The following is a 26447-nucleotide window of genomic DNA, read 5'->3' as shown; positions in this document are numbered from 1 at the left end:
TCGGTCAAGGCGGTGGCGACCATGGTTTCCGAGCTGAAAACCAAACCCGCCGCCGACGAGGCGGACGACGAAGACGAGGCCTCCATGCATGCCGACATCCCGGACGACCCCGAAGAGCTTCAAGCCGCTCTTGTCGCCCGCTTCGCTCGCGTCGCTGATCTCGTCGAGAAAAAGCGCCGAGCTGATCAGGCTGATGGCGGAGGCGACGGCGGGGCTGGAGCCGATGGACCAGCAGCGCCTGCTCAGCGCGATCCTGGCTGAGCCGCTGGAGCACCAGCAGTCACCGGAGCACAAGCCCTGGGCCACCTGGCTGATGCTGGGCGGGCGCGGCGCGGGCAAGACCTTCGCCGGCGCGCGCTGGATCACCTGGAACGCCCTGGCCTATCCGAACCTCGCCCTGGTCGGACCCACGCTGCACGACGTGCGCGAGGTGATGATCGAGGGACCGTCGGGCCTGAAGTCCATGGGCGGGCCCATGTTCCGCCCCCGCTGGGAGGCCTCTCGCCGGCGCCTGGTCTGGCCCAATGGCGCCACCGCCTACGCCTTCTCGGCCGAGGACCCGGATAGCCTGCGCGGGCCCCAGTTCCACGCCGCCTGGGCCGACGAGTTCTGCGCCTGGCCCAAGCCGTCAGAGACCCTGGCCATGCTGCGCTTCGGCCTGCGGCTGGGCGAGGCCCCGCGCCTGGCGATCACCTCGACGCCGCGCCCGATCCGCGCCCTCAAGGCCCTGATCGCCGAGCCCGGCGTGGAGGTGACCCGGGCCGGCACCGTCGCCAATGCCGGCAACCTGGCGCCCGCCTTCCTGCGGACGCTGGAGAGTCTCTATGGCGGCACGCGCCTGGCCGCCCAGGAGCTGGACGGCGTCATCGTCGAGACCGACGGCGGCCTGTTCCGCGCCGAGGACCTGGCGCGGTGCCGGGCCGCGCGGCCGGCGCGGTTCGACCGGGTGGCCGTGGCGGTGGATCCGCCGGCCACCGCGACCGGCGACGCCTGCGGGATCGTGGTCGTGGGCCGCCGCGACGACCGGGCCTTCGTGCTGGCCGACGAGACCGCGCGGGGCCTGTCGCCCGCCGGCTGGGCGGCGCGGGCCGTGGCCGCCGCCCGAGCCTGGACCGCCGACGCCCTGGTGGCCGAGGCCAACCAGGGCGGCGACATGGTCCGCTCAGTGCTCGCGCAGGCCGATCCGCCGTGCCGGGTGAAGCTAGTTCGCGCGAGCATCGGCAAGCGCGCCCGCGCCGAACCCGTGGCGGCTTTGTACGAACAAGGCCGCGTCCTCCACTGCGGCGCCTTCGTCGCGCTGGAGGAGGAACTGATGGCGCTGGGCTCCGGCGACCTCGAACACAGCCCCGACCGGGCCGACGCGCTGGTCTGGGCGGTGAGTGAATTGATGCTGGGCGGGCGGAGTGCGCCGAGGCTGCGAAGTCTCTAGGCGGTCGATGTCCGACCCTCTTCCCCCTCCGGGGGAGGAGGATGCGCAGCATCCGGAGGGGGCAAGTGAGCGATGTGTTCCCGGATCGCCGAGAGCACGCTGTCCACCGACGTCATGACGTATTGCGCGGGAATTCTCAGCGTCCGGACACCTCGATCCAACAACCACTGATCGCGTCGTTGATCGCGCCGAGGTCGTGACCCAATGCAGTGGTCATAGCCGTCCAGCTCGACGGCCAGGCACAACGACGCGCAATAGAAGTCGAGCACATACGGCCCGATCGGGTGCTGGCGGCGGAACTTCAAGCCATCGAGACCGCCGCGTCTCAGGGCGCGCCAGAGGTTCATCTCCGGCTTGGACATTTCCTTCCTGAGGCGTCGTGCATTGGCGACGGTCGTCTTCGGCGCTGGCATCGCGACTTCCCTGACTTGCCCCCTCCGGGCCTGCGGCCCTCCTCCCCCGGAGGGGGAAGAGGGTGGGTTTCGCCACCCTAGCTTGTTCCCTATTCGTTCTCAACCTCGGGAGCCCCCATGGCCCTGTTCAAACCCCGTCCGCCGGAGCGCAAGGACTCCCGCGCGGCGCGCCTGATCGCCTTGACCACCGGAGGGCGGCCGCAGTGGACGCCGCGGGACTACGCGGCGCTCGCGGCGGAGGGCTTCGCCAAGAATCCCGTCGCCTATCGCTGCGTGCGGATGATCGCCGAGGCCGCCGCGTCGGCGCCGCTGGCGGTGTTCGTCGACGGGCGCCGGGCGGACGACCATCCGCTGAAGCGCCTGCTGGACCGGCCCAATCCGGAGCAGGGCGGGCCCGATCTGATGGAGGCGTTCTTCGGCGGCCTGCAGGTGGCCGGCAACGCCTATCTGGAAGCCGCCGGCGAGGGGGCGCCGACCGAACTCTACGCCCTGCGCCCCGACCGGATGACCGTGGTCCCTGGACCGCGCGGCTGGCCGCTGGCCTACGACTACCAGGCCGCCGGCCGCACGGTGCGCCTCGCCCGCGACGCCGACGGCTGGCTGCCGGTGCTGCACCTGAAGCTGTTCAACCCGACGAACGACCACTACGGCTTCTCGCCGCTGGAAGCGGCGGCGTTCGCGATCGACGTGCACAACGCCTCCAGCGCCTGGAACAAGGCGCTGCTGGACAATTCGGCGCGGCCGTCCGGGGCCCTGGTCTATTCCAGCAAGGACGCCGGCGACCGCTTGTCCGACGAGCAGTTCGACCGCCTGAAGACCGAGCTGGCGACCGTCCATTCTGGGACCGCCAACGCCGGGCGGCCGCTGCTGCTGGAGGGTGGGTTGGACTGGCGGGCCATGTCGCTGACCCCGGCCGAGATGGACTTCACCGACGGCAAGCACGCCGCCGCCCGCGAGATCGCCCTGGCGTTCGGCGTCCCGCCGCAGCTCCTTGGTATTCCCGGCGACAATACCTACGCCAACTATCGCGAGGCCAACGCCGCCTTCTGGCGCGGCACGGTGATCCCGCTGGCCGAACGGGCGGCGCGGGCGCTGACCGGCTGGCTGGCCGCCAAGATCCCCGGCACGCGGATCGCCCCCGACCTCGACGCCGTCCCGGCCCTATCGGCCGAGCGCGACGCCCTATGGGGCCGGCTGCAGGCGGCCAGCTTCCTGACCGACGCCGAGCGCCGGCGGCTGGCGGGGCTGGAGCATTGAGCGCGCCCGAAGAAAATCCCATTGGGCGCTGGCGCCTGGACCGCCAGGTCTCGGCCGCCGTCCTGGTCGCCCTGTTCGTGCAGGCCGCCGCCGCCCTGCTGTGGGCCGGCAAGGCCTCGGCGCGAATCGACGACATGCAGCGCCGCCTTGAGGCCCAGGCCCCGGTGGCCGAACGCCTAGCCCGGCTGGAAGAGCAGGCGACCGCCACGCGGCAGTCGCTGGACCGCATCGAAGCCAAGCTGGAGCGGAGCCGATGAGCGATGACCTGAGGATCGAAGGCTACGCCTCCCTGTTCTGGACCCGCGACCTCAACGACGACGTCACCGCCGCCGGCGCCTTCGCCGACAGCCTGGCCGCCGGCGCGCCGGTGAAGATGCTGCACCAGCATGACGAGGCCGAGCCGGTCGGGATCTGGGATGACGTCGCCGAGGACGCCAAGGGACTGTTCGTGCGCGGGCGAATCTTGCGCGCGACTCCCAGAGGAAGACTGGTCGCGGCGCTGGTCGAGGCCGGCGCCCTGGACGGCCTGTCGATCGGCTTCCGCCAGGTGAAGGCCCGCACCCAGGACCGCTTACGCGTACTGAGCCGCGTGGACCTCTGGGAGGTGTCGATCGTTACTTTTCCGATGCTGCCGGCCGCGCGGCTGCGGATCGGCTGACACGGAACTCCCTTCCCCTCGATGGGGGAAGGGCGGGGATGGGGGTGACGCGGCGGTTCGGGAAAGTCCCCCCGCCCGGCGCCGCGACCTCCATCCGCAACTCGGGGCGCGGCCACCGCCGCATCACCCCCACCCCAACCCCTCCCCCATCGAGGGGGAGGGGCTTTTCCGGAGATCCCCATGAAGGAAACCAAACACGCGGCCTCGCCCGAGGCCCGCGCGGCGCTGGCGGACGTCTTGACGGCGTTCGAGAGCTTCAAGGCCGCCAACGACCAGCGGCTGGCCGCCATCGAGACCAAGCGGGCCGATGTCCTGCTGGAAGAGAAGGTCGGCCGCATCGACGACGCCGTCGCCCAGGCCCAGACGCGCCTCGACCGGTTGATGGCCGACCTGCGCAGGCCTTCGCTTTCGGCCGATGCGCCGCTGGCGCACGTGGTCGACGAGCGCAAGGCCGCCTTCGACCGCTATGTGAAGACCGGTGAAACGCCCGCCGCGCTGCTCGAGGCCAAGGGCCTGTCGGAGGGTACGTCCACCGCCGGCGGCTATGTCGCCCCGCCGGAGCTGGAGCGGCTGATCCTGCGTCGCCTGGCCGCCACCAGCCCGATGCGCGAGATCTGCCAGGTCCGCACGATCGGCGCCGGGACCTTCCGCAAGCCGGTGTCGCCGACGGGCCTGGCCGCAGCCTGGGTGGCCGAGACCGCCGCCCGGCCGGAGACGACCGCTCCGACCCTGGACGTGATCGACTTCCCGGCCGGTGAGCTGTACGCCAGCCCTGCCGCCACCCAGGCCCTGCTGGACGACGCCTATGTCAGCATCGACGAGTGGCTGGCCGAGGAGGTGCAGGACGCCTTCGCCGCCCAGGAAACCTCGGCCTTCGTGACCGGCGACGGGGTCAACAAGCCCAAGGGCCTGCTGAGCTACACCGCCGCGCCGGACGCGTCGTACGCGTGGGGCCAGGTCGGCTATCTGGCCACTGGCGTCGCGGGCGGCTGGCCGGCCAGCAATCCCACCGACAAGCTGATCGACCTGATCTACGCGGCCAAGACCCAGTACCGCCAGAACGGCCGCTTCGTGATGAACCGCCGCACGGTCAGCGCGGTGCGCAAGTTCAAGGACGCGCAGGGCAACTACATCTGGAACGCGGCCCTGCAGCCGGGCCAGTCGGCGTCCCTGCTCGGCTTCCCGGTCACCGAGATCGAGGCCATGCCCGACGTCGCCGCCAACACTTGCCCGGTGGCGTTCGGCGACTTCGAGAAGGGCTATCTGATCGTCGACCGCGCCGGCGTGCGCGTGCTGCGCGACCCGTACTCGGCCAAGCCGCACGTGCTGTTCTACACCACCAAGCGGGTCGGCGGCGGGGTGCAGAACTTCGACGCGGTGAAGCTGCTGAAGTTCGCCGCGAGCTAGGTCGGCCAAGCGCCCCCTCCGTCTCGCCGCGTATCCGCGGCGATCCACCTCCCCCGTTGCACGGGGGAGGATGAAGCCCTCTCTCCTCCCTCGCGAAGCGGGGGAGGTGGCGCGGCGCGAATACGCGCCGTGACGGAGGGGGCGTCCTTTTTAGGAAACCCCAAATGCCCCAATCCCTCACCTTGGCCGAGGCCCGGGCGTTCCTGCGCGCGCCCGACACGTCGGACGACGCCGTCCTCACCCTGCTGATCGACGCCGCCGAGGCCCGCGTCGCGGCCGCCGCCGGGGCCGCCCTGGCCCCGACCAGTCCCGCGCCGCTGCGCTTGGCGGTCCTGACCCTGGTCGCCCACGCCTACGAGCACCGCGACGCCGGAGAGCCCTCGCTGTCCCTCGTCGAGCCGTGGCTGACGCCCTATCGAAAGGCCCGGCTGTGACCGACAAGCCCCTGATCGACGCCCTGGTCGCGAGCTTGAAGGCCGCGCCGGCCGTCACCGCCATCGCCGGCCAGCGGATCCACGCGGCCGCGCCGCGCCTGCCGACCTATCCCTGTGTCGTCGTCACCCGCTCGGAGGGGCGGGCCGTGGGCGGCGTCGACGGGGAATCCATCGAGCACCTGCTGACCCTGACCTGCGCCAGCCGGTTCGGCGGTCCGGAGGAGGCCCGCGCCCTGGTCGCCGCCGTCCGCGCGGCCCTGCACGACGCGCGCCCGGCGCTGAGCGGCCGCCGCCTCGTCAATCTGCGCGTCCCCTATGCCGACGTCTTCGCCGGCGCCGATCGCGAAACCACCCTGGGCGTCGTCCGCGTGCGGGCGGTGACCGAAGCCCCCTAGAAGGAACACGGACATGGCCGCCCAAGCCGGCAAGGACATCCTGCTGAAGATCAGCGACGGGGCCTCGAGCTTCGTCACCATCGCGGGCCTGCGCGCCCGGACCATCAGCCTCAACGCCAAGACCATCGACGCCACCGACAGTGACAGCGCCGGCCGCTGGCGCGAGCTGCTGGCCGGGGCCGGGGTGCGCTCGGTGGCCGTCTCGGGCTCGGGCGTCTTTCGCGACGCCGCCGCCGACGCCCATGCGCGCCAGAGCTTCTTCGACCAGTCGGCCCGCACCTGGCGTCTGATCGTGCCGGACTTCGGCCAGCTGGAAGGGCCGTTCATCATCGCGGCCCTGGAATACGCCGGCGAGCACGACGGCGAGGCCGCGTTCGCGCTGAGCCTGGCCAGCGCCGGGGCGGTGACGTTCGCGGCGATCTAGTCGTCCGACCCGGTCACTTGCCCCCACCTGACCGCTTCGCGGTCGTCCGCCCCCGGAAGGGGCGGAAGGTGACCTTCTTCCCCCTCCGGGGGAGGAGCGCGCAGCGCGGAGGGGGCCAGTAGAAAGGAAATCAAACATGCTTCCCCCCAACCCCGCCCGCGGCGAGGTCGTCGTCGCCCTGGCCGGCGCGCCGCGCAGGCTGTGCCTGACCCTGGGCGCCCTGGCGCGGATCGAGGCCGCGCTGGGCCTGTCCGACTGGTCCCAGCTGCCTGACCGCATCGCCACGCTCGGCGCCCAGGACCTGACCGCCGTGCTGGCCGCCCTGCTGGACGGCGGCGGCGAGGCGCCGGAGATCGCCGGCCGCGCCACGGTTCCGGAGGCCGCGTCCGCCTTGGCCGCGGCCCTGGCGGCCTGCGCGTGAGTTGGGCCGACCCACTGCGGCTGGCTGTCCGGCTGGGCATGGCGCCCGAGGCCTTCTGGCGTCTGTCGCTGATGGAGTGGCGGGCGCTGACGCAGGCCCCGTCGGCCCCCGTCCTGACCCGCGCCGGCCTCGCCGCCCTGATCGCCCGCTATCCCGACGAGGAGCCCAATGAGCTTTGAACCCGATGGCCTTTCCGCTGTCCCGGCCCGCGCCGCCGAGGCCGCCGCCGCCCTGGACGCCCTGAAGGCGCCCGCCGAGCGCGCCGCGCGCTCGATCGACGACGCTTTCGCCCGCGCTGGCGCGTCCCTGGCGCGCTCGCTGGCCCGCGCCGCCTCGGACGGCCAGGTATCGCTGGGCGAGCTGGCCCGCGCCGTGCTGGGCGCGGCCGGGGCGGCGTTGAAGGGAACCCTGACCGAGTCGCTGTCGAAGCGTTTCTCGGGCGCGAGGGCCGATGGCGGTCCGGTGCTGCCGGGCGGAAGCTATCTGGTCGGCGAGCGGGGGCCGGAGGTGTTCCGCCCCCATGGCGCGGGCAGCATCGAGCCGGTCGGAAGCGGCGGGGTCTCGGTGACCGTCAACGTCCAGGGCGGCGAGGTCGGCGGCCTGGTTCGCTCGGACGCGCAGCTGGCGCAGGCCTTGGCGCGGGCGGTGAGTCTGGGGGCGCGGAAGCTTTGAACGTCGGGAGCGCCCCCTCCGTCACGCTGCGTATCCGCAGCGCGCCACCTCCCCCGTTTCACGGGTGAGGAGGAAACCCTCCTCCCCTGCGTAGCGGGGGAGGTGGATCGGCGCGAATACGCGACGAGACGGAGGGGGTGTTTTCCTGATCTACAACGCCACCGCCGCCGTGTTCGGCGGGACCGAACCGTACTTGTTCTCGCCGATCTGACCGCTGCTGCAGCCGACCCACAGGGTGAAGGCCAGCCAGATGGCGAAGGCGATGAAGCACGAGACCGCGAAGCCGCCCAGGGCCGCCAGGGCCGAGATCTCGGGCTCGCCGTGGGTCAGGGCCGCGATGGCCGGCAAGACGCCGATCGACAGGGCCGAGCCCATGATCAGGACCGGACCGAACACCCACGGCAGCACCTGCCACCAGCCGGTCTGACCCATGTCGTGCAGCCGCTTGGTATGGATGCAGACGCTGGAATAGATCGTCGCCAGGGCGATCACGTGGCCGACCAGCGGGACCCACCCCACGGCGACGTTGACGCCCAGCAGGACGAGCCAGCCGATCCAGAACGCCTGGCGGCCGATGCGGCCTTCCGGCGACAGGAACAGGGTCTTCCAATCCATCGTCTTCTCCAATCTCAGGCTCATAGGTAGGGCCCGACGACCCGCGGATGAAGTGAAAAGCGGGTCATGACGCAGACTTAATGGCGATCGCCGCCCAACGGCTCCGCTTTCCGTCAAATTTCCGCAAACCTTTTCGCCAAATTCCCAAGAGGTCATCGCGATGAGCGACTTCCATGAGGCGCGCCTGCCCGCGCGCCTGGCGTTCGGCTGCACCGGCGGCGTCGAGCGGCGCACCGAGATCGTCACCCTGGCCTCGGGCTTCGAGCGGCGGACCAGCCCCTGGGCGCTGGGCCGTCGCCGCTATCTGATCGCCACCGCCGCCCGGCCGCTGGACGAGGTGGCCGAGCTCGTTTCCTTCTTCGAGGCCCGGCGGGGGCGGCTGACCGGTTTCCGCTTCCGTGACCCGGCCGACTGCAAGTCCTGCCTTCCCTCGGCCCAGCCGGCGGCCAGCGACCAGGCGATCGGGACCGGCGACGGGACGCGCAAGGTCTTTCAGCTCTCCAAGACCTACGGGACGGGCCCCGAGGTGGTGGTCCGGCCGATCGCCAAGCCGGTGGCTGGGACCGTCAAGGTCGCGGTGGCCGGCGTGACCCTGGCGGCCGGCGGCTTCACGGTCGATGCCACGACCGGCCTCGTCACCCTGACCGCCGCCCCGGCCGCCGGGGCGGCGGTGACGGCGGGCTTCGAGTTCGACACGCCGGTGCGCTTCGACCTCGACCGGCTGGACGTCACCCTGGAAGGCTTCGCCGCCGGCCGCGTGGCCGCCTGCGCCCTGGTCGAGGTGCGGGTCTGATGCGCGCCCTGCCGGAAGGGCTGGACGCCGCGCGCCTGTGCCAGGTCTGGATCGTCACCCGGGCCGACGGCGTGACGCTGGGCTTCACCGATCACGACCGCGACCTGGTGGTCGACGGCGTGACCTGCCGCGCGGGCGGCGGCTGGAGCCCGGGCGCCCGCGAGACCGCCGCCGGCTATGCGCCGGGCCAGGGCGCGGCCCTGGGCGTGCTGGACGACGCGGGAATCACGGAAGGCGACCTGGCGGCCGGCCTCTATGACGGGGCCAAGGTGGCTATGCTTCAGGTCGACTGGAGCGCGCCGTCGCGGCTGGTGCGGCTGTGGACCGCGACGATCGCGGCGGTCAGCCGCGAAGGCCAGGCCTTCACCGCCACCCTGGCCGGGCCGCTGGCCGAACTGGACCGCGTGGCGGGCCGGACCTTTACCCGGCTGTGCGACGCGCGGCTGGGCGATGCGCGCTGCGGGATCGTCGTGCCGCCCGACGCGACCTGCGACAAGCGCTGGGCGACCTGTGTCGGGACGTTCGCCAACGGCGTGAACTTCCGAGGCTTCCCGACCAGCCCCGGCGAGGACTTCCTGACGCTGTACCCCGTCGAGGGCGAGCGGAACGATGGAGGAAGGCGGTGAGTCTCCCCCCACCTGACCTCGCTTGCGCGAGGTCGTCCGCCCCCAAAGGCGGGCGGAGAGGGATCTCTCCTCCCCCTCTGGGGGAGAGGGACCGCCGAACGGCGGTGGAGGGGGCCTGCCGCATCCTCGCCCACACCCGCCCCTGGCTCGGCACCCCCTATCGCCACCAGGCCTCCGCCCTCGGCGCCGGTTGCGACTGCCTGGGCCTCGTCCGCGGCGTCTGGCGCGCGCTGCATGGGGCCGAGCCCGAAGTCCCGCCGCCCTATCGCCCCGACTGGGCCGAGACCAGCGGGCGCGAGCTGCTGCTGGAGGCCTTCAGCCGCTGGCTCATCCCCATCTCGCTCGACGCGGCGCAGCCTGGCGACGTCCTGGTCTTCCGCATGGTCGCCGGCGCGGTCGCCAAGCACTGCGCGATCCAGTCCGGCCCCGACCGCATGATCCACGCCTATTGGGGCCGGGCCTGCGTCGAGAGCGTGCTGGGCCGCTGGTGGCGCGAGCGGTGCGTCGCCGTGTTCAGGTTTCCTCCTCCGCAACAATAACCGCTCTCCCCGGCGAACGCCGGGGCCCAGATTCATCCGGAGAGTCAGACGTGTTCGCGCCCAGCGGCGGCGCCGGACCAAAGGCGCTCGTGGGTTCGATCTGGGTCCCGGCTTTCGCCGGGAAGAGCGGAAAAAAAGGAACTCATATGGCCCAAGTCATCCTCTCCAGCGTCGGTTCGGCGATCGGCGGGCCGTTCGGAGCCGTGGCCGGCGCGGTGATCGGCGGCCTGGTCGATCAGGCGGCGTTCTCGGCCCTCGGCCCCGCCCGCCCGCTGGGCCCGCGCATCCCCGAACTGCGCCTGACCGGGGCGGCCGAGGGCGCGGCGCTGCCTTGCGTGTTCGGTCGCGCGCGGGTCGGCGGCCAGGTGATCTGGGCCGCGCGATTCCGTGAGCGCCGGATCGAAGGCCGGGTCGGCGGCTCCAAGGGCCAGAAGACCACCAGCTACGCCTACAGCCTGTCGTTCGCCGTGGCCGTCGCCGAGGGGCCGATCGACGGGATCGGCCGGGTCTGGGCCGACGGCAAGGTCATGGAGCTTTCGGCTGCGACGATGCGCGTGCATCGCGGGACCGAGGACCAGCTTCCCGATCCGCTGATCGCCGCCATCGAGGGCGCGGCCCCGGCGTATCGCGGCGTGGCCTATGTGGTGTTCGAGGACCTGCCGCTGGAGGCCTACGGCAACCGCCCGCCGCAGCTGTCGTTCGAAGTCTTTCGCCGGCCGCGCGCGCCCGGGACCGTGGGCCTGGAGGAGCGCCTGAAGGGCGTCTGCCTGATCCCCGGCGCGGGCGAGTTCGTCTACGCCACCGAGGCGGTGCTGCGCCGCGAGGGCCTGACCCGCACCGCTTCGGAGAGCGTCCACAACGCCGAGGGCCGGCCCGACCTGGTGGTGGCGCTGGACCAGCTGCAGGCCCAGCTGCCGAACGTCGACCATGTGACCCTGGTCGTCGCCTGGTTCGGGACCGACCTGCGCTGCGGCCAGTGCCAGATCCGGCCCGGAGTCGAGCAGGCGGCCAAGGACACCTTGCCGTTCGCCTGGAGCGTGGCCGGCGCCGATCGCGGCGGCGCGCACCTGATCTCGCTGAAGGACGGGGCCCCGGCCTATGGCGGCACGCCGGCCGACGCGGTGGTGCTGCAGGCCATCGCCGAGCTGAAGCGGCGCGGGCTGAAGGTGACGCTGTACCCGTTCATCCTGATGGACCCGCCGGCCGGCCAGGCCGCCTATCCCTGGCGCGGCCGGATCACCTGCGACACGGGCAGCGACGGGACCGCCGCCGCCACGACCCAGGTCAACGCCTTCTTCGACGGGACCTGGGGCCTGCGCCGCATGGTGCTGCACCAAGCCGGCCTGGCGGCCCAGGCCGGCGGGGTCGACGGCTTCGTGCTGGGCTCGGAGCTGCGGGGCCTGACCACCGTGCGCGGCCCGGGCGGGACATATCCCGCGGTGGCCAAGCTGAAGGCCTTGGCCGCCGAGGTGCGAGCCGTGGTCGGTCCCTCGACCAAGCTCGGCTACGCGGCCGACTGGAGCGAGTATTTCGGTCATCAACCTGGCGGCGGCCATGCCGTCTTCCACCTCGACCCGCTGTGGGCCGATCCCAATATCGATTTCGTCGGCGTCGACTGGTACCCGCCGGTCACCGACTGGCGCGCGGGCGAGACGCATCTGGACGCCGTCGCTGGGTTCCTGGGTCCGCACGACCCCGCCTATCTGCGCGCCGGCCTGACGGGCGGCGAGAACTTCGACTGGTACTACGCCAGCCCGGCGGCCCGCGACGCTCAGGCCCGCAGTCCGATCACCGACGGCGCCCATGGCGAGGCCTGGATGTTCCGGGCCAAGGACCTCAAATCGTGGTGGAGCAATCCGCACTACGACCGTCCGGGCGGCGTGCGCTCGGCGACGCCGACGGCCTGGATCCCGAGATCCAAGCCGATCCGCCTGACCGAGTTCGGCTGCCCGGCCGTCGACAAGGGCGCCAATTCGCCCAACCTGTTCGTCGATCCCAAGAGTTCGGAGAGCTTCCTGCCGCCCTATTCGACCGGCGAGCGCGACGACTTCGGCCAGCGGCGCTATCTGGAGGCGGTGCTGGCCTGGCTGGCCGATCCGACCGCCAATCCGGTCTCGCCCAGCTATGACGGGCCGATGATCGAGGCGGCCAGCGCCTGGTGCTGGGACGCCCGGCCGTTCCCCGACTTCCCCGCCCGCGCCGACGTCTGGGGCGACGGGGGCAACTGGGTGCTGGGCCACTGGCTGACCGGCCGGGCCGGGATCGCGCCGCTGCCCGAGCTGATCCAGGCCCTGGGCGCGCGCGCCGGCGTGACGATCGATCCTGGCGAGGCGGGCGGGGCGGTGGGCGGCTATGTCGTCGACCGGCCGATGCGGCTGCGCGACGCGTTGGCGCCGCTGACCGAGGCCTTCGCCCTGGACCCGGCCGAGCGCGGCGACCACGTGAGGATGCTGAGCCGCTCGGGACGCCCGGTGGCGACGTTGGGCGGCGACGACCTGGCGCGGCCCGACGACGGGCCGGGCGAGACCGAGACCCGCGCCCTAGACCCGGCCGCCGAGGCCCTGCGGCTGCGCTTTCTCGACGCCGCCCGCGACTATCAGGTCGGAGCGCTGGTCGTGCGGCGCGAGACGGGGCAGGGGACCCGTGACGCCGACGCGCCGATCGTGCTGGCGGCCTCGGAGGCCGAGGCGGTCGCCCGCCGGATGCTGGCCGCCGACGAGGCGGCGCGGCGCGCGCGGATCGTGCGCCTGTCGCCTTCGGCCGCGCTGCGCCTCGAGGCCGGCGACCGGCTGGCGTTCGAAGGCGCGACCTGGCGGGTGCTGCGCCTGGATCTCGACGAGCGCCCGCGCGCCACCCTGGTCCCGGCGCTGATCGGCTACGGCGTCGGTGGCGGCGTCGACTGGAGCCCGGCCCCGCCGCGCGAGCCGGCCGCGCCGCCGGTGCTGTACGTGCTGGACCTGCCCTCGGACGGGACACCCTTTGGAGAATTTGGCGCCGACGACGCCCGGCCCCTGGTCGCGGCGGCCGGCGAGCCGTGGCGACCGCTGGACGTTCACGCCGGCGCGGGCGTCGAGACCCTGACGGTCCGCGCCCGCCTCGCCGCGCCCGCCACCCTGGGCCAGACGATGACCGACCTGGCGCCGGCCTCGCCGCATCGCCTGGACCGGTCCAGCCTGACGGTGCGGATGGAGGGGCTGAGCCTGTCGTCCGCGCCGCTGGCCGCCGTGCTGGCCGGCGAGAACGCCTTGGCCGTCCGGGCGCCGTCCGGCGACTGGGAGGTGATCGCCTTCCAGGCCGCCGAACTGATCGCGCCGGACGTCTGGACGCTGTCGGGCCTGTTGCGCGGCCAGCGCGACGGCATGGCCGGCGAGGTCGTGATCCCGGCCGGCGCGCCGGTGGTGTTGCTGGACGAGGCGGTGATCCCGATGAGCGTCGCGGCCTTCGAGCGCGGCGCGCCGCTGAGCGTCCGCGCCGCGCCGGCGGGCGGCCCGCCCTCGGGTCCGGCGATGAGCCAGATTGCCGCCGTCTGGACCGGCCGCGCCCTGCGTCCGCTCGCCCCCGCCCACCTGCGCCAACGGCTGATCGGCGGCGATCTCCACGTGTCCTGGATCCGCCGCGCTCGGATCGGCGGCGACGTCTGGGCGGGCGAGGTCCCGCTGGGCGAAGGCGTCGAGCGCTATCGCGTACGGGTGCTGGACGGGCCCCTGGTGCTGCGCGAGGCCGAGGTCGAGACGCCGGCCTTCGTCTACACCGCCGCCATGCGCGCCGCCGACACGCCGTCGGTCGCGGCGCGGATCGAGGTCGTCCAAGGCTCGTCGTTGTATGGTTGGGGAGCCCCTGTGACATCAGGTATGTGATAAATTAGCCACATAGACCCTTGCGCGCCGCTCTGGACGTTCTAGATGGAGGGCTATACCCACACTGCCCTTCACCGGAGACATCCTTCCTTGGCGCGCGACCCCTATCAGGAACTCGGCGTTTCCCGCACCGCGACCGCGGACGAGATCCGCAAGGCGTTCCGCAAGCTCGCCAAACAGCATCACCCGGATACCAATCCGGGCGACAAGAAGGCCGAGGAGAAGTTCAAGCAGGTCAGCGCCGCCTTCGACATCGTCGGCGACGCCGAGAAGCGCAAGAAGTTCGACCTGGGCCAGATCGACGCCGACGGCCGCGAGACCATGCGCGGTTTCGGCGGTCAGCCCGGCAACGGCCCGTTCAACGCCGGCGGCTTCGGGCGCGGCGGCTTCCATCGCGAGGAAGGGCCGGAGATCGACCTCTCCGAACTATTCGGCGGCATGTTCAACCAGGGCGGCGCGCGCGGTCCGTTCGGCGGCGGCCAGGGCGGCGGCTTCTCGACCCGGGGCGCCGACGTCAAGGCGCGGCTCGACATCGACCTGGAAGAGGCGATCAAGGGCGGCAAGAAGCGCGTGGCCTTCTCGGACGGCCGCACGATCGACGTCACCATCCCGGTCGGCGCCCAGGAAGGCCAGACCCTGCGGCTGAAGGGCCAGGGCGCCCAGGGCCGCGGCGGGGCGGGCGACGCCCTGATCGAGCTGGTGATCAAGCCGCACCCGGTCTATCGCCGCGAAGGCGACACGCTGGTCATGGACCTGCCGATCTCGATCCCCGACGCGGTGCTGGGCGGCAAGGTCGAGGCCCCGACCCCCGACGGCGCGGTGATGCTGAACGTCCCCAAGGCCAGCAACAGCGGCCAGACCCTGCGCCTCAAGGGTCGCGGCATGCCCGACGCCAGGGGCAAGCGCGGCGACCTGCTGGCGCGGCTGGTGGTGACCCTGCCGGAGACGGTCGACCAGGATCTCGAAAAGTTCGCCGAGGCCTGGCGGGCGCAGAAGCCCTACACGCCGAAGCGGAAGTAGGGCTCGATCTCCACTCAACGCGTGTCATCCCGGGCGTAGCGAAGCGGAGAGCCGGGACCGCCACAAGCTCAGCGCTTCCGGCGGTCCCGGATCGGCCTTCGACCGTCCGGGATGACAGTGTTTTGCGCGCTTGCCAGTTGAGTCCCGCGGCCCTAGGGAAACCCACGGGCTTCAGCGCGCGGCATCGGGGCGGCTTTCATGGTTCTGGTCAGCGTCCTGGCGCTCCTGCAGATCGCCGCGCCGGCGCAGGAGACACCGGTTACCCCGACCGCGCCGACGCCGCCCGAGAGCGAGCAGACGGGCCTCGTCGACAGCCTGGTGATCAAGGCCGCGCCGCGCGGCAAGACCGAGGGCCCCGTCCAGCCCGACCTGACCCTGGACGCCGCCGAGATCCAGGGCACCGGGGCCAGCACGGTGCAGGAGCTGGTCTCGCTGCTCGAGGCCGAGATCTCGACCGGCGAGCCGGACGCCCCGCCGCCGATCTATCTAGCGAACGGCCGGCGCATCTCGGGCTTTCAGGAAATCAGCGGCCTGCCGGCCCAGGCCATTCAGCGCATGGACGTGCTGTCGCCCGCCGCGGCCCTGTCCTACGGCTACCGGCCCAACCAGCGGGTCGTGAACTTCATCCTGCGCAAGCGCTTCGCCTCGATCGCGGTCGAGGCCGAGGAGACCGGGGCCACGGCTGGCGGGCGCTCGGCCGAGCGGCTGAACGGCGACGCCTTCCGCCTGGCCGGCGACGAGCGGACCACGGCCGGCTTCGACTGGCGCCAGGAATCGACCCTGTTCGAGGCCGAGCGCGACATCGTCCGCGCTCCATCGGCGACCTCGCCCTACGGCCTGGTCGGCAATGTCACGGGCTCGCCGTTCGGCAGCGAGATCGACCCGGCCCTGTCGGCGCTGGCCGGCGGCCTCGTCACCGTCGCCCGCGCCCCGGACGCGGCGGCGGACGGGGCGGCCTCACTGCCGGCCTTCGCCGCCGGGGCGGGAAGCCCCGAACTGACCGGCGTGACCGCCAACCGCGGCCTGTTGCCGTCGCTGGGGCAGGGGACGCTGAAGGCCGCCATCACCCGCGACCTGGCCCGCAAGGTCAGCGTCACCCTGAGCGTCAATCTGGAAGACGCCCGGCGCACCAGCTTCCTGGGCCTGCCCGCCACGTCCGTGAAGCTGCCGGCCGGTAGCCCGTTCTCGCCGTTCGCGCGGGACGTCACCGTCTATCGCTATCTCGACGCGCCCTGGTCGCAGTTGCGCGAGGTTGACGCGTTCAAGGGTCAGCTGGGCCTGGCCGCCAACGGCTATGTCGGCGACTGGCGCTGGTCGCTGACCGGCAATTACGACCGCAATGACAGCGAGACGGTGACCGGCCGCGGCGTCGACTCCAGCGCCTGGAAGGCCGCCATCGCCGCCCGCGACCCGGCGGTCAATCCGTTCGGCCCGGTCCCGCGCGCCCTGCTCAAGGCCAATGCTCGCGATCGCGCCAAGTCGAGGTCCAAGGCCGCCAAGGCCGAGCTCGTCCTGAACGGCGACGTCGCCGAGATCCCGGCTGGCCGCATCTCCTCGACGGTCAAGGTCGGCGGCGAGACGGTCAAGCAGACCTCCGACGCCGTCCGCGCCGGCGTCCCGACCAGCAGCGCCTACGACCGCCGCACGGTCTCGGTGCAGGGCGACATCGACGTGCCGCTGGCCAGCCGCGCGCGCGAGGTGCTGCCGGCGCTGGGCGAGCTGACCGCCAGCCTGAACGCCGGCTACGACGCCCAGACCTATAAGGACCGCCTGGCGTTCGGCGCCGGCCTGCACTGGTCGCCCGACAAGCTGCTGACCTTCAATCTCAGCGTCAGCCAGGAAGAGACCGCGCCCAACGCCAACCAGATCGCCGACCCGGTGGTGCTGACCCCCAGCGTGACGGTGTTCGACTTCGCCACCGGCCAGAGCGTGACGGTCAGCCGGCTGGAGGGCGGCAACACCGGCCTGAGCAACGACCGCCGCAAGGTGCTGCGGGCCGGGGTCAATGTCCGTCCGCTGGGACGCGAGGGCGGCCAGACGCGGCTGACCCTGAACGCCAACTACGTCCGCACCCGGATCGAGGACCCGATCGCGTCCTTCCCGCTGATCACCCCGGCGCTGGAGGCGGCCTTCCCCGAGCGCTTCACGCGCAACGCCGGCGGCGTGCTGACGGCGATCGACAGCCGGCCGCTGAACTTCGACGCCATCGACCGCGAGGAGCTGCGCGGCGGGATCAACCTGACCCGGTTCCTGGGCCAGGCGGCGAAGGACGCCAAGGGCGGCGCCAAGAAGGACCGCAAGCAGGCGGGGCAGGTGCAACTGTCGGTCAACTACACCTGGCGGCTGCGCGACGAGACCACCCTGCGCCGGGGCCTGGCGCCGCTGGACCTGCTGAACGGGGCCAGCACCAGCCGCCGGGGCCAGCCCAAGCGCGAACTGGGCTTCCGCCTGAACGCCTTCAAGCAGGGCCTGGGCGTCAACCTGAACGGCAATTGGCGGGGCGGCAGCGTCATCGACGCCGGCCCGACCAACGGCGGGGCGCTGCGGTTCGACGACCAGACGACGATCAACCTATCGGCCTTCTACGAGGTCCCGCGCGACGTGAAGGCCGGGCGGGCGTCGAAGTGGCTGGCCGGCGGGCGGGTCACCCTGGCCGCCGACAACCTGTTCTACAGCCGCCCGATCGTGAAGGACGCCAAGGGCGTCACGCCCCAGGCCTACCAGGCCGACTACCTGGACCCGCTGGGGCGGACGGTGCGGCTGACGTTCAGGAAGAGTTTGATCGCGATGTAGATCGAAATTCCCTCTCTCTGAGAGAGAGGGAGGGGCCCGCGCGAAGCGTGGGAGGGTGAGAGGTTACATCCTCTCCGAACGAGACTCCCATCTGCCGCTCTCCCCGGCGAAAGCCGGGGTCCAGATTCAGCCTGAGCGGTTTGGGATGATCCGAGAAGCGCCCGTCGCCCTATCGAGTGTCCGTGGGTTCGATCTGGGCCCCGGCTTTCGCCGGGGGGGGGCGGGTGTTTGGGGCAAGGGAACCAGGATTGTCCGGCAGACGGCGAAACCTCTCACCCTCCCACCGCTTCGCGGCGGGCCCCTCCCTCTCTCTAAGAGAGAGGGAATTTCGCGCGGACCGCTGACCGCCATGTGACCGCTCGCGACGGATCTGGCCTTCCCGGCGCGTTCCAAGCGTGTCCGACCGTGACAGAACGACACAGCCCGTTCATAACGCCTGCGTTCAGTCTCCATTCAGCCGAGGTCCGTTAGACCGGAGAGCATGAAAACGATCCGCGTCATTCTCGTCGCCGCCGCGCTGGCCGCAGCCCTCCCGGGCGCGGCGTCCGCGCAGCGTCGTGGCCCTGACTCGCTGGGCGCCGATTGGCGCGCGCAGTCGGACCAGGCGCGGGGCGGCGTGCAGTCGGGCCAGCTGGTGCCGCTGTCGCGCGTGATCGACATGATCGGCCGGCGCGTGCCCGGCCGGGTGCTGGACGCGGGCCTGGAAGGCTCGACCTATCGCGTCCGCTGGGCCGCGGCCGACGGTCGCCGCATCGACTTCATCGTCGACGCCCGCACCGGCCAGATCCTCAGCGGCGGCTAAACACGATCCGGGAGTTTGCATGCGTATCCTGCTCGTCGAGGACGATCCCGACCTGTCGCGTCAGCTGAAGCTGACCCTGGGCGACGCCGGCTACGCCGTCGACCATGCGCCCGATGGCGAAGAGGCCCAGTTCCTGGGCGAGACCGAGCCCTATGACGCGGTGATCCTGGACCTCGGTTTGCCCAAGGTGGACGGCGTGTCGGTGCTGGAGCGCTGGCGACGCGGCAACGTCGCCACGCCGGTGCTGATCCTGACCGCGCGCGGCGCCTGGAGCGACAAGGTCGCCGGCTTCGACGCCGGGGCCGACGACTATCTGGCCAAGCCGTTCCACACCGAGGAGCTGCTGGCCCGCCTGCGCGCCCTGCTGCGCCGCTCGGCCGGCCACGCCGCGCCGTCGCTGTCGTGCGGGGCCCTGCGCCTGGACCCGCGCGCCGCCCGCGCCAGCGTCAACGGCGAGCCGCTGCGCCTGACCTCGCTGGAATACCGCCTGCTGCACTACATGATGATGCACCAGGGCCGGGTGATCGGCCGCACCGAACTGGTCGAGCATCTGTACGACCAGGACTTCGACCGCGATTCAAACACCATCGAGGTGTTCATCGGCCGCCTGCGCAAGAAGCTGGGCGCCGACCGCATCGAGACCGTCCGCGGCCTGGGCTATCGCCTGGCGCCGCTGCCTGGCGAAGACAACGCCTAGTCCCTTGCTGGACCTGCGCCGCCGTTCGCTGGTCCGCCGCCTGGTCCTGATCGCCGGGATCTGGACCCTGCTGGTCGTGCTGATCGCCGGCGTCTTCCTGACCGCCCAGTTCCGCGGGGCGGCCATCCGCCGGTTCGACCAGTCGCTGGCGGTGCTGACCGACGACCTCTATGCCGGCTCGACCATCGAGGACGGCCAGCTGCGCGCCCCGGTCCTGACCGACATTCGCGCGACCCGCGCCTATTCCGGCCGCTACTGGGTGATCCTGGCCCGGTTGAAGGACGGCTCGATGCGGCCGATCGTGCGCTCGCGCTCGCTATTCGACAGCGACCTGATGCTGGCCTCGGCCCAGATCGACCGACTGGACGCGGCCCCCGGCAAGACCCAGTACTTCGACATGCGCGGCCCGCAGGACAAGCCGCTGCGCGCCGCCGCCATCCTGACCAGCCTGCCGGGCTACGCCTTTCCGGTGGTGTTCCTGGCCGCCGAGGACCGCTCGCCGATCGACGCCGACGCCGACCGCTTCGCGGGGGTCACCGCCATCGCCCTGCTGATCCTGGGCGGCGGCCTGCTGCTGGCCACGGTGGTGCAGGTGCGCTTTGGCCTGCAGCCCCTATTCCGCCTGCGCCGCGAGGTGGCCTCGGTGCGCCGGGGCAAGGCCGAGCGGGTGGAGGGCGTCTATCCGGAAGAGCTGGAGCCCCTGGCCGGCGAGCTCAACGCCCTGCTGGCTCACAATCAGGACGTCGTCGAGCGCCAGCGCACCCACGTCGGCAACCTGGCCCACGCCCTGAAGACGCCGATCTCGGTGATGCTGACCGAGGCCAGCCAGCAGCCTGGCCAACTGGCCGAGGTGGTCGAGCGCCAGGCCCAGACCATGCGCGAACAGGTCGACCACCACCTGCGCCGGGCCCGCGCCGCCGCCCGCTCCCAGACCTCGGGCGAGCGTACGCCGGTCGAGCCGATCCTGGACGAGTTGGCCGTCACCCTGGAGCGGATCTTTCAGGACAAGGCCGTCGAGATCGACTGGCGCTGCCCCGAGGACCTCTGCTTCCAGGGCGAGAAGCAGGACTTCCTGGAGCTGGCCGGCAACGTCATGGAAAACGCCGGCAAGTGGTGCAAGGGCCGGATCCGGGCGGACGCCGCGCCCCACGGCGAGGGCCGCATGCTGCTGACCGTCGACGACGACGGTCCGGGTCTGCCGCCCGAGGAACGCGCCCAGGCGCTGAAGCGCGGCCAGCGGCTGGACGAGAACGCGCCCGGATCGGGGCTGGGCTTGTCGATCGTCGATGAGTTGGCCCGCGCCTATGGCGGATCGGTTCAGCTTGGTGAATCGCCGCTGGGCGGCTTGCGCGTCACCCTGGACCTGCCGCGCGCCGAAGCTTGACCTGGGGTTGTGGCGTTTCGTCGCGCGCCGGCCTTGCTACACCGCTGATACGTGCGCCCTAAACCTCTAGTGGATAAAAGCTTTTCCGCCGCGACATCTCGTTCCGAGGACTAGGATTTTTGGCGCGTTTCGGAAATCCTTAACCTCGTTCCGAACATGGTTGACGCCTGTCGGAATCCGTTGCTCCGACACGGGGGATCATGGCCGCCATCGCCGCGCACAAATTGCAGATCATCCGGACGCTGGTGGAAACAGCTCCGGACGCGGCTCTGCGCAGCCTGGAACTGGCGCTGTCCAGCGCCGGCGCGACCGGATCCCTGGCCGCCGTGCGTGGGCTGGTCGAGGACGAGACCGCCAACCGATTCGTCCGCAACAACATCCTGGCCCCGATCGTGCCGCTGTGCGTCACGCGCGGGGCGGGCTGCGTCTCGTTCCCCGCGCCGGTGCTGTCGCGCGTGTGGAAGGCGCTGAAGGTCATCGCCCCGAGCCGGGTCGAGGAAGCCGCGGCCAAGTGCAATCCTTGGGACCTCGAGAACGGCGTCCCCGAAGTCTTCGACGAGCTGTGCAAGACCGCCGCCGCCGGCCTGCGCGATCCCGAGAACGCCGCCTTCGACAGCGTGCGCTCGCTGTGCGACCCCGAACACCTGGCCCTGTGCCTGCAGCTGTCGGCCATCACTCGCTCGTGCCTGCCCAAGCTCTCGGAGTGGGTCAGCCGCATGTCGGACGAGCGCGCCTTCGCCGCGCGCCTGGCCTATCGCGACGCCTGCCGCATCAGCGAGGACGCCGGGCCGCTGCTGCTCGACATCCTGTCGGCGCACCTGCCCGACGACTGGCGGATCCTGCGGGTGATCTCGGCGGTGATGGACCGCCCGTCCGACCGCTACCTGGCCTCGTCCGAGGTCAAGGAGTTCGGCGAGCGCATCCTGGCCGACATCGACGCCTCGGTCCGGCGGATCGAGGAATTCGACTTCGCCGCCGGCGAGAAGGCCGGGCGCGAGGCGGCGCAGGGCGCCCACCGCGTCCACCTGCAGATCACCGAGTTCCAGCAGTCGGTCGACATCAACAAGGACGGTCCTTGGGGCAAGCGCCTGGCGCGCTTCAAGCAGACCATGGCCAAGGCCTGCGAGACCCGCATGGACCAGGCCGACAAGGTGCTGGAACAGGCCCTGCCGACCCGGCCGATCTCGATGATGGCCAAGAAGGGCGCGCGCGGCGTCGCCAAGCTGGTCGACGAGCCGGACGAGGCGATGATCCGCCGCGCCCAGTCGGCGCTGGCCTTCATCGCCGAGCTGCGCACCTGCGCCGACAAGGCCGGCTATGGCTCGTCGCGCAACAAGGTTCTGGAAAAGCTGAACAGCCGCCTGGACCCCTATATCGAGGACGTCCTGTACGTGGCCCGCACCGGCGAAGGCGGCGACTCGGCCTTGGCCGTGAAGTACCTGGACGTCGCGGCCGGCTTCATCGCCTACACTCGCGACGACAAGACCGCCGAGATCGTGCGTAGGCGCGCGGCGGCGGCGATCGCGGCATAGGGCGTCGATCGCACCAAAGTCTCAAATATAGCTCCGTCATTCCCACCCTTGTGGCGGGAATGACGGCTAAGAAAGAGGGCTGAACGCACCGGGGCCCCACTTACGCACTTTTCCTACTAACGGCCGGCGCGGGAACACGCTACCACGCGGCCATGATCGCTTTCTGGATCGCCGCGGCGGGGCTGTCGGCCGCGACGGCGGGGCTGGTGCTGCGGGGCGCGGCGCGCGCCCGGCCCGTCGACGACGCCCAGACCCGGCTCGAGCCGCATCGCCGCCGTCTGGCCGAGGTCGAGCGCCTGGCCATCGACGGCCTGCTGGCCGACACCGAGCTGAAGGCCGCCCGCGCCGAGGCGGGCCGCGGCCTGCTGGCCGCCGCCGACCAGGCCGAACGCTGGGAGCGCGACGGCGTCGGACCGCGCAAGGCCGTGGTCGCCGCCGTCGGCGCCGCCTGCGTCGCGGCGGTCGGCCTCTATGTCGTGCTGGGCCGCCCCGACCTACCCGACCAGCCGTACGCCAAGCGCGTCGCCGAATGGAAACAGGCCGACGCCGCCACGCTGGAGCCCGAGAAGATCGCCGCGATCTTGGAAGGCGTCGCCGCCGAACGACCCAAAGAGGCCGCGCCGCTGGTGTTCCTGGCCAGGGCTCGCGCCGCGGCCGGCGACCTGCCCGGCGCCGAAGCCGCCCTGCGCAAGGCCGTGCGCCTCGAACCCAAGCGCGCCGACATCTGGAGCCTGCTGGGCGAGACCTTCGTCATGGAGTCCAAAGGCCAGGTCGGCGCCGACGCCAAGCTGGCCTTCGGCGAGGCGCTGAAGGTCGATCCCAAGGAGCTGCGCGCCCGCTACTATCTGGCGCGCGGCAAGATCGCGGACGGTGACGTCCAAGGGGGCCTCGCCGACTGGCGCGCCCTGGCCGCCAGCCTGCCCGCCGCCGATCCGGGCCGCGCGGCCCTCGTCCAGGAGATCGCCCAGGTCGAGGCCTCGGGCGGCCTGCCCAGCGCCGAGCCCGCCGCCGACGCCAATCCGCAGGTCCAGGGCATGATCGCCGGCATGGTCGAGGGTCTGGCCTCGCGCCTGGCGCAATCGCCCGACGATCCCGACGGCTGGATCCGCCTGGTCCGCGCCTACGCCGTGCTGGGCGAGACCGCCAAGCGCGACGCGGCGCTGGCAACCGCGACCGCCCGTTTCAAGGACCAGCCCAAGGTGCTGTCGGCGCTGCGCCAGGCCGCCGACACGCCCGCTCAGAAGACCGTTACGCCATGAGTTTCTGGCCCAAATCCCGCAAGGCGCGCCGGCGCCTGACCATCCTGCTGGCCGTCGCGCCCGTGCTGGCCCTGGCGGTCGGCCTGGCGCTGTACGGCCTGCGCGACAGCATCTCGCTGTTCTACACGCCCGCCCAGGCCCAGGCGGCGCACGTCGCTCCCGGCCGCAAGGTCCAGCTGGGCGGCCTCGTCCAGCGCGGCAGCGTGGTCAAGCACCCCGGCGGCGACGTCGAGTTCACGGTCGCCGACCAGAGGGCCGCCGCGAAGGTCGTCTATCACGGCGACCTGCCGGACCTGTTCCGCGAAGGCCAGGGCATCGTGGCCGAGGGGACCTTCGATCCGAACGGGACCTTCGTCGCCAAGCAGGTGCTGGCCAAGCACGACGAACGCTACATGCCCCGCGACGTCGCCAAGGCGCTGAAGAAGCAGGGCGAGTGGCGCGGGGATGGGGCCCCGCCTCCGAACTATGGCGCGCCGGCGTATGGAAAGCCCCCTTCCAGAAAGCCCGAGGCATGATCGTCGAACTCGGGGCGTTCGCGCTCATTCTTTCGCTGATGCTGTCGGTCGCCCAGACCGGCCTGTCGGCCGTCGGCGGCGCGCGGCGCTCGCCGGTGCTGGCCGGGGCTGGACGCGGCGCGGCGGTCGCCGCCTTCGTCGCCGTGCTGGTCGCGTTCGCGGCCCTGATCCACGCCTTCGTGGTCTCGGACTTCTCGGTCGCCAACGTGGCCAACAACTCGCACACGGCCAAGCCGCTGCTCTACAAGGTGGCCGGCGCCTGGGGCAGCCACGAGGGCTCGATGCTGCTGTGGTGCCTGGTGCTGACCGGCTACGGCGCGGCCATGGCCTTCTTCGGCGACAGCCTGCCGCCGCGCCTGCGGGCCTACGCCCTCGCCGTCCAGGGGGCGCTGGGCGTGCTGTTCCTGGCCTACACCGTGTTCGCCTCGAACCCGCTGGCCCGGCTGATCGATGTCCCCGTCGAGGGCCGCTCGCTCAATCCGCTGCTGCAGGACCCCGCGCTGGCCGCCCACCCGCCGTTCCTCTACAGCGGCTATGTCGGCTTCTCGGTGGTCTATTCCCTGTCCCTGGCGGCCCTGATCGAGGGCCGGATCGATGCGGCCTGGGCCCGCTGGGTGCGGCCCTGGACCCTGGCGGCCTGGAGCCTGCTGACCATCGGCATCACCCTGGGCGCCTTCTGGGCCTATTACGAGCTGGGCTGGGGCGGCTGGTGGTTCTGGGACCCGGTCGAGAACGCCAGCTTCATGCCGTGGCTGATCGGCGCGGCCCTGCTGCACTCGGCCATCGTCACCGAGAAGCGCGGGGCGTTGCCGGGCTGGACGGCGTTCCTGGCCCTGGCGGCGTTCACCTTCTCGATGCTGGGCGCGTTCCTGGTGCGCTCGGGCGTGCTGACTAGCGTCCACGCCTTCGCCGTCGATCCGACGCGCGGCGTGCTGCTGCTGATCATGATGGGCCTGGCGGCCGGGGCCGGCTTCCTGCTGTTCGCTCTGCGCGCTCCGACTCTGAACCCGGGCGGCCAGTTCCGCCCGATCAGCCGCGAGAGCGCCATCGTGCTCAACAACATCCTGCTGTCGACGGCGACGGCGGTGGTGCTCTTGGGCACGCTGTATCCGCTGATCCGCGAGGCGATCGACGGCGAGGCGGTCTCGGTCGGCGCGCCGTTCTTCAACCTGACCTTCGTGCCGCTGATGGTGCTGGCCTTCTGCGTCCTGCCGGCCGGTCCGCTGCTGGCCTGGAAGCGCGGCGACGCCAAGGGCGCGGCCCGCAAGCTGTGGATCGTGCTGGCGGTCGCCGCCGTGTTGGGCCTGGTCGGCTACGGGATCGTCCAGCCGCGCAAGGCGCTGGCGAGCGGCGGCCTGGCTCTGGGCTTCTGGCTGCTGGGCGGCGCGCTGCTGGAGATGGCCGAACGCCTGAAGCTATTTCGCGTCCCGGCCGCCGAGAGCCTGCGCCGCTCGCGCGGCCTGCCGCGCGGCGCCTGGGGCACGACCCTGGCCCACGCCGGCCTCGGGATCTTCGTGCTGGGGGCCTCGTTCGAGACCACCTGGAGGGTCGAGGCGGCCCAGACGCTGAGCCTGAACGACAGCCACGCCCTGGGGGCCTACACCCTGACGCTCAGCGACGTCGGCACGGTCGAGGGCCCCAACTATCTGGCCGAGCGCGGGGTGGTGAAGGTCGTCGACAAGGCGGGGACGCAGGTCTGCCGCGCCGAGCCCGAGCGCCGCTTCTACCCGACGGGCGCCCAGACCACCTCGGAGGTCGCCATCTGCCCGCGGCTGCTGGACGATATCTATATCGTGCTGGGCGAGCGCCGGGCGGGCGAAGGCGGCAAGCCGGCCTGGCTGGTCCGCGCCTATGTGAACCCCTGGGTGCGGCTGATCTTCCTGGGCCCGCTGATCATGGCCCTGGGCGGGGCGGTGTCGCTGTCGGATCGCCGCGTGCGCCTGGGCGTGGGGCGACGGGCCGAGGAGGTGGTGTCGTGAACCGCTTCAAGATCCTGATCATCGCCCTGGCTTCGATCGCGCTGATGGGCAGCGCCTCGGAACCCTCCGAGCGCCTCCCCGACCCGGCCCAGGAGGCCCACGCCCGCGAGCTGTTCAAGGAAGTCCGCTGCCTGGTCTGCCAGAACGAGTCGATCGACGATTCCGAGGCCCAGCTGGCCGGCGACCTGCGGCGAATTGTCCGCGAACAGGTCAGGCAAGGCCGAAGCGATCGTGAAATCCGCGCGTTTCTCGTGCAGCGCTACGGCGAGTTCGTGCTGCTGAAGCCGAAGTTCTCGGCCGGCAACGCCGCGCTGTGGCTGGCCCCGGCCGGCGTGCTGTTGCTTGGCGGCGGTCTGATGTTCGGACTGTTGCGGCGTCGCGAGACCGCTGAAACAGAGCTTTCGCAGGACGAGGAAGACCGGCTCAAGGCTCTTCTGGAAGACGATTGACACGATTGCGCCGAAAAGGGGCCGCAAGAAGCGCCTTCCGGATGACGGAAAGATAATTCGAGAACCATTGCACCTTT

The 26447-nt window shown here is 71.7% G+C and carries 25 protein-coding genes and 3 pseudogenes; 25 read left to right on the top strand and 3 right to left on the bottom strand.

Annotated elements, in window-relative coordinates:
• The first annotated feature begins 88 nt into the window (after window positions 1-88).
• On the top strand, window positions 89-1429 hold the full coding sequence (locus tag ABIC66_RS22930; protein ID WP_502910401.1) for a DNA-packaging protein: 1341 nt from the start codon (window positions 89-91) through the stop codon (window positions 1427-1429).
• Here the strand turns inward: ABIC66_RS22930 and ABIC66_RS22925 are convergent.
• On the bottom strand, window positions 1426-1842 hold the full coding sequence (locus ABIC66_RS22925) for an endonuclease domain-containing protein (protein ID WP_354073463.1): 417 nt from the start codon (window positions 1840-1842) through the stop codon (window positions 1426-1428). The genes ABIC66_RS22930 and ABIC66_RS22925 overlap by 4 nt on opposite strands.
• On the opposite strand from ABIC66_RS22925, the pseudogene ABIC66_RS22920 reads away from it, so the two are divergent.
• The 10 genes and pseudogenes from ABIC66_RS22920 (at window position 1814) to ABIC66_RS22875 (ending at window position 7510) form a co-directional block, all read left to right on the top strand.
• Window positions 1814-3099, top strand: a pseudogene (locus tag ABIC66_RS22920) (phage portal protein). The gene ABIC66_RS22925 and the pseudogene ABIC66_RS22920 overlap by 29 nt on opposite strands.
• The gene (locus ABIC66_RS22915) at window positions 3096-3356 is read left to right on the top strand and encodes a hypothetical protein (protein ID WP_354073461.1); all 261 of its coding nucleotides are present in this window, start codon (window positions 3096-3098) and stop codon (window positions 3354-3356) included. Before ABIC66_RS22920 ends, ABIC66_RS22915 begins: the two are co-directional and overlap by 4 nt.
• A complete protein-coding gene (locus tag ABIC66_RS22910; protein WP_354073459.1) occupies window positions 3353-3757 on the top strand; it encodes an HK97 family phage prohead protease in 405 nt (134 codons plus the stop codon). The genes ABIC66_RS22915 and ABIC66_RS22910 overlap by 4 nt, the downstream gene beginning before the upstream one ends.
• 180 nt (window positions 3758-3937) lie before the next feature.
• A complete protein-coding gene (locus ABIC66_RS22905; RefSeq protein ID WP_354073457.1) occupies window positions 3938-5164 on the top strand; it encodes a phage major capsid protein in 1227 nt (408 codons plus the stop codon).
• A 164-nt stretch (window positions 5165-5328) separates the two neighbouring features.
• A complete protein-coding gene (locus ABIC66_RS22900; protein WP_354073455.1) occupies window positions 5329-5598 on the top strand; it encodes a head-tail connector protein in 270 nt (89 codons plus the stop codon).
• On the top strand, window positions 5595-5993 hold the full coding sequence (locus ABIC66_RS22895; RefSeq protein ID WP_354073453.1) for a DUF3168 domain-containing protein: 399 nt from the start codon (window positions 5595-5597) through the stop codon (window positions 5991-5993). The genes ABIC66_RS22900 and ABIC66_RS22895 overlap by 4 nt, the downstream gene beginning before the upstream one ends.
• A 13-nt stretch (window positions 5994-6006) precedes the next feature.
• A complete protein-coding gene (locus ABIC66_RS22890) occupies window positions 6007-6417 on the top strand; it encodes a phage major tail protein, TP901-1 family (RefSeq protein ID WP_354073451.1) in 411 nt (136 codons plus the stop codon).
• A gap of 136 nt (window positions 6418-6553) precedes the next feature.
• Window positions 6554-6838 (top strand): GTA-gp10 family protein, encoded by a 285-nt coding sequence (locus ABIC66_RS22885; protein WP_354073449.1) that lies wholly within the window; start codon window positions 6554-6556, stop codon window positions 6836-6838.
• A complete protein-coding gene (locus ABIC66_RS22880) occupies window positions 6835-7017 on the top strand; it encodes a phage tail assembly chaperone (RefSeq protein ID WP_354073447.1) in 183 nt (60 codons plus the stop codon). Before ABIC66_RS22885 ends, ABIC66_RS22880 begins: the two co-directional genes overlap by 4 nt.
• On the top strand, window positions 7007-7510 hold the full coding sequence (locus ABIC66_RS22875; protein ID WP_354073445.1) for a phage tail tape measure protein: 504 nt from the start codon (window positions 7007-7009) through the stop codon (window positions 7508-7510). Before ABIC66_RS22880 ends, ABIC66_RS22875 begins: the two co-directional genes overlap by 11 nt.
• Window positions 7511-7660: 150 nt before the next feature.
• Here the strand turns inward: ABIC66_RS22875 and ABIC66_RS22870 are convergent, their stop codons facing one another.
• Window positions 7661-8125: a DUF805 domain-containing protein gene (locus tag ABIC66_RS22870; RefSeq protein ID WP_354073443.1), complete on the bottom strand. Its 465-nt coding sequence runs from the start codon at window positions 8123-8125 to the stop codon at window positions 7661-7663.
• A 160-nt stretch (window positions 8126-8285) separates the two neighbouring features.
• Here ABIC66_RS22870 and ABIC66_RS22865 point away from each other — a divergent pair, with 160 nt between their 5' ends.
• Together ABIC66_RS22865 and ABIC66_RS22860 are read left to right on the top strand one after the other, a co-directional pair.
• A complete protein-coding gene (locus tag ABIC66_RS22865) occupies window positions 8286-8918 on the top strand; it encodes a phage distal tail protein, Rcc01695 family (protein ID WP_354073441.1) in 633 nt (210 codons plus the stop codon).
• On the top strand, window positions 8918-9544 hold the full coding sequence (locus ABIC66_RS22860) for a phage/gene transfer agent baseplate hub protein (RefSeq protein ID WP_354073439.1): 627 nt from the start codon (window positions 8918-8920) through the stop codon (window positions 9542-9544). Before ABIC66_RS22865 ends, ABIC66_RS22860 begins: the two co-directional genes overlap by 1 nt.
• A 65-nt stretch (window positions 9545-9609) precedes the next feature.
• On the opposite strand, the pseudogene ABIC66_RS24295 reads toward ABIC66_RS22860, so the two are convergent.
• Window positions 9610-9678 (bottom strand): annotated as a pseudogene (locus tag ABIC66_RS24295) (hypothetical protein); the annotation flags it as partial.
• Between ABIC66_RS24295 and ABIC66_RS22855 the strand changes: the two are divergent.
• From ABIC66_RS22855 to ABIC66_RS22800, 12 genes and pseudogenes are all read left to right on the top strand, one after another.
• Window positions 9673-10083: pseudogene (locus ABIC66_RS22855) on the top strand (NlpC/P60 family protein); the annotation flags it as partial. The pseudogenes ABIC66_RS24295 and ABIC66_RS22855 overlap by 6 nt on opposite strands.
• A gap of 146 nt (window positions 10084-10229) precedes the next feature.
• Complete coding sequence (locus ABIC66_RS22850) at window positions 10230-13940, top strand: baseplate multidomain protein megatron (protein WP_354073437.1); 3711 nt, start codon at window positions 10230-10232, stop codon at window positions 13938-13940.
• Window positions 13941-14030: 90 nt separating this feature from the next.
• A complete protein-coding gene (locus ABIC66_RS22845; RefSeq protein ID WP_354073435.1) occupies window positions 14031-14960 on the top strand; it encodes a DnaJ C-terminal domain-containing protein in 930 nt (309 codons plus the stop codon).
• 198 nt (window positions 14961-15158) lie between these two features.
• A complete protein-coding gene (locus tag ABIC66_RS22840) occupies window positions 15159-17753 on the top strand; it encodes a TonB-dependent receptor (RefSeq protein ID WP_354073433.1) in 2595 nt (864 codons plus the stop codon).
• A gap of 481 nt (window positions 17754-18234) precedes the next feature.
• Window positions 18235-18555 carry a PepSY domain-containing protein gene (locus tag ABIC66_RS22835; protein WP_354073431.1) on the top strand — a complete coding sequence of 107 codons (321 nt, stop codon included), beginning with the start codon at window positions 18235-18237 and terminating at the stop codon, window positions 18553-18555.
• 19 nt (window positions 18556-18574) lie between these two features.
• Window positions 18575-19252, top strand: a complete 678-nt coding sequence (locus tag ABIC66_RS22830) for a response regulator transcription factor (RefSeq protein WP_354073429.1) — start codon at window positions 18575-18577, stop codon at window positions 19250-19252.
• Between the two features lie 4 nt (window positions 19253-19256).
• Window positions 19257-20636, top strand: a complete 1380-nt coding sequence (locus ABIC66_RS22825) for a sensor histidine kinase (RefSeq protein ID WP_354073427.1) — start codon at window positions 19257-19259, stop codon at window positions 20634-20636.
• Between the two features lie 200 nt (window positions 20637-20836).
• Window positions 20837-22168 carry a hypothetical protein gene (locus ABIC66_RS22820; protein WP_354073425.1) on the top strand — a complete coding sequence of 444 codons (1332 nt, stop codon included), beginning with the start codon at window positions 20837-20839 and terminating at the stop codon, window positions 22166-22168.
• Window positions 22169-22320: 152 nt separating this feature from the next.
• Window positions 22321-23427: a c-type cytochrome biogenesis protein CcmI gene (gene ccmI, locus ABIC66_RS22815; protein ID WP_354073423.1), complete on the top strand. Its 1107-nt coding sequence runs from the start codon at window positions 22321-22323 to the stop codon at window positions 23425-23427.
• Complete coding sequence (gene ccmE, locus ABIC66_RS22810) at window positions 23424-23942, top strand: cytochrome c maturation protein CcmE (RefSeq protein WP_354073421.1); 519 nt, start codon at window positions 23424-23426, stop codon at window positions 23940-23942. Before ccmI ends, ccmE begins: the two co-directional genes overlap by 4 nt.
• Window positions 23939-25921: a heme lyase CcmF/NrfE family subunit gene (locus tag ABIC66_RS22805; RefSeq protein WP_354073419.1), complete on the top strand. Its 1983-nt coding sequence runs from the start codon at window positions 23939-23941 to the stop codon at window positions 25919-25921. Before ccmE ends, ABIC66_RS22805 begins: the two co-directional genes overlap by 4 nt.
• A complete protein-coding gene (locus ABIC66_RS22800) occupies window positions 25918-26370 on the top strand; it encodes a cytochrome c-type biogenesis protein (protein ID WP_354073417.1) in 453 nt (150 codons plus the stop codon). The genes ABIC66_RS22805 and ABIC66_RS22800 overlap by 4 nt, the downstream gene beginning before the upstream one ends.
• The last annotated feature ends 77 nt before the right edge of the window (window positions 26371-26447 follow it).

It is taken from the genome of Caulobacter sp. 1776, assembly GCF_040545685.1.
Taxonomy (GTDB): domain Bacteria; phylum Pseudomonadota; class Alphaproteobacteria; order Caulobacterales; family Caulobacteraceae; genus Caulobacter.
The sequence above is the reverse complement of the archived record's forward strand: the minus strand, read 5'-3'. Positions and strand labels throughout refer to the sequence as shown.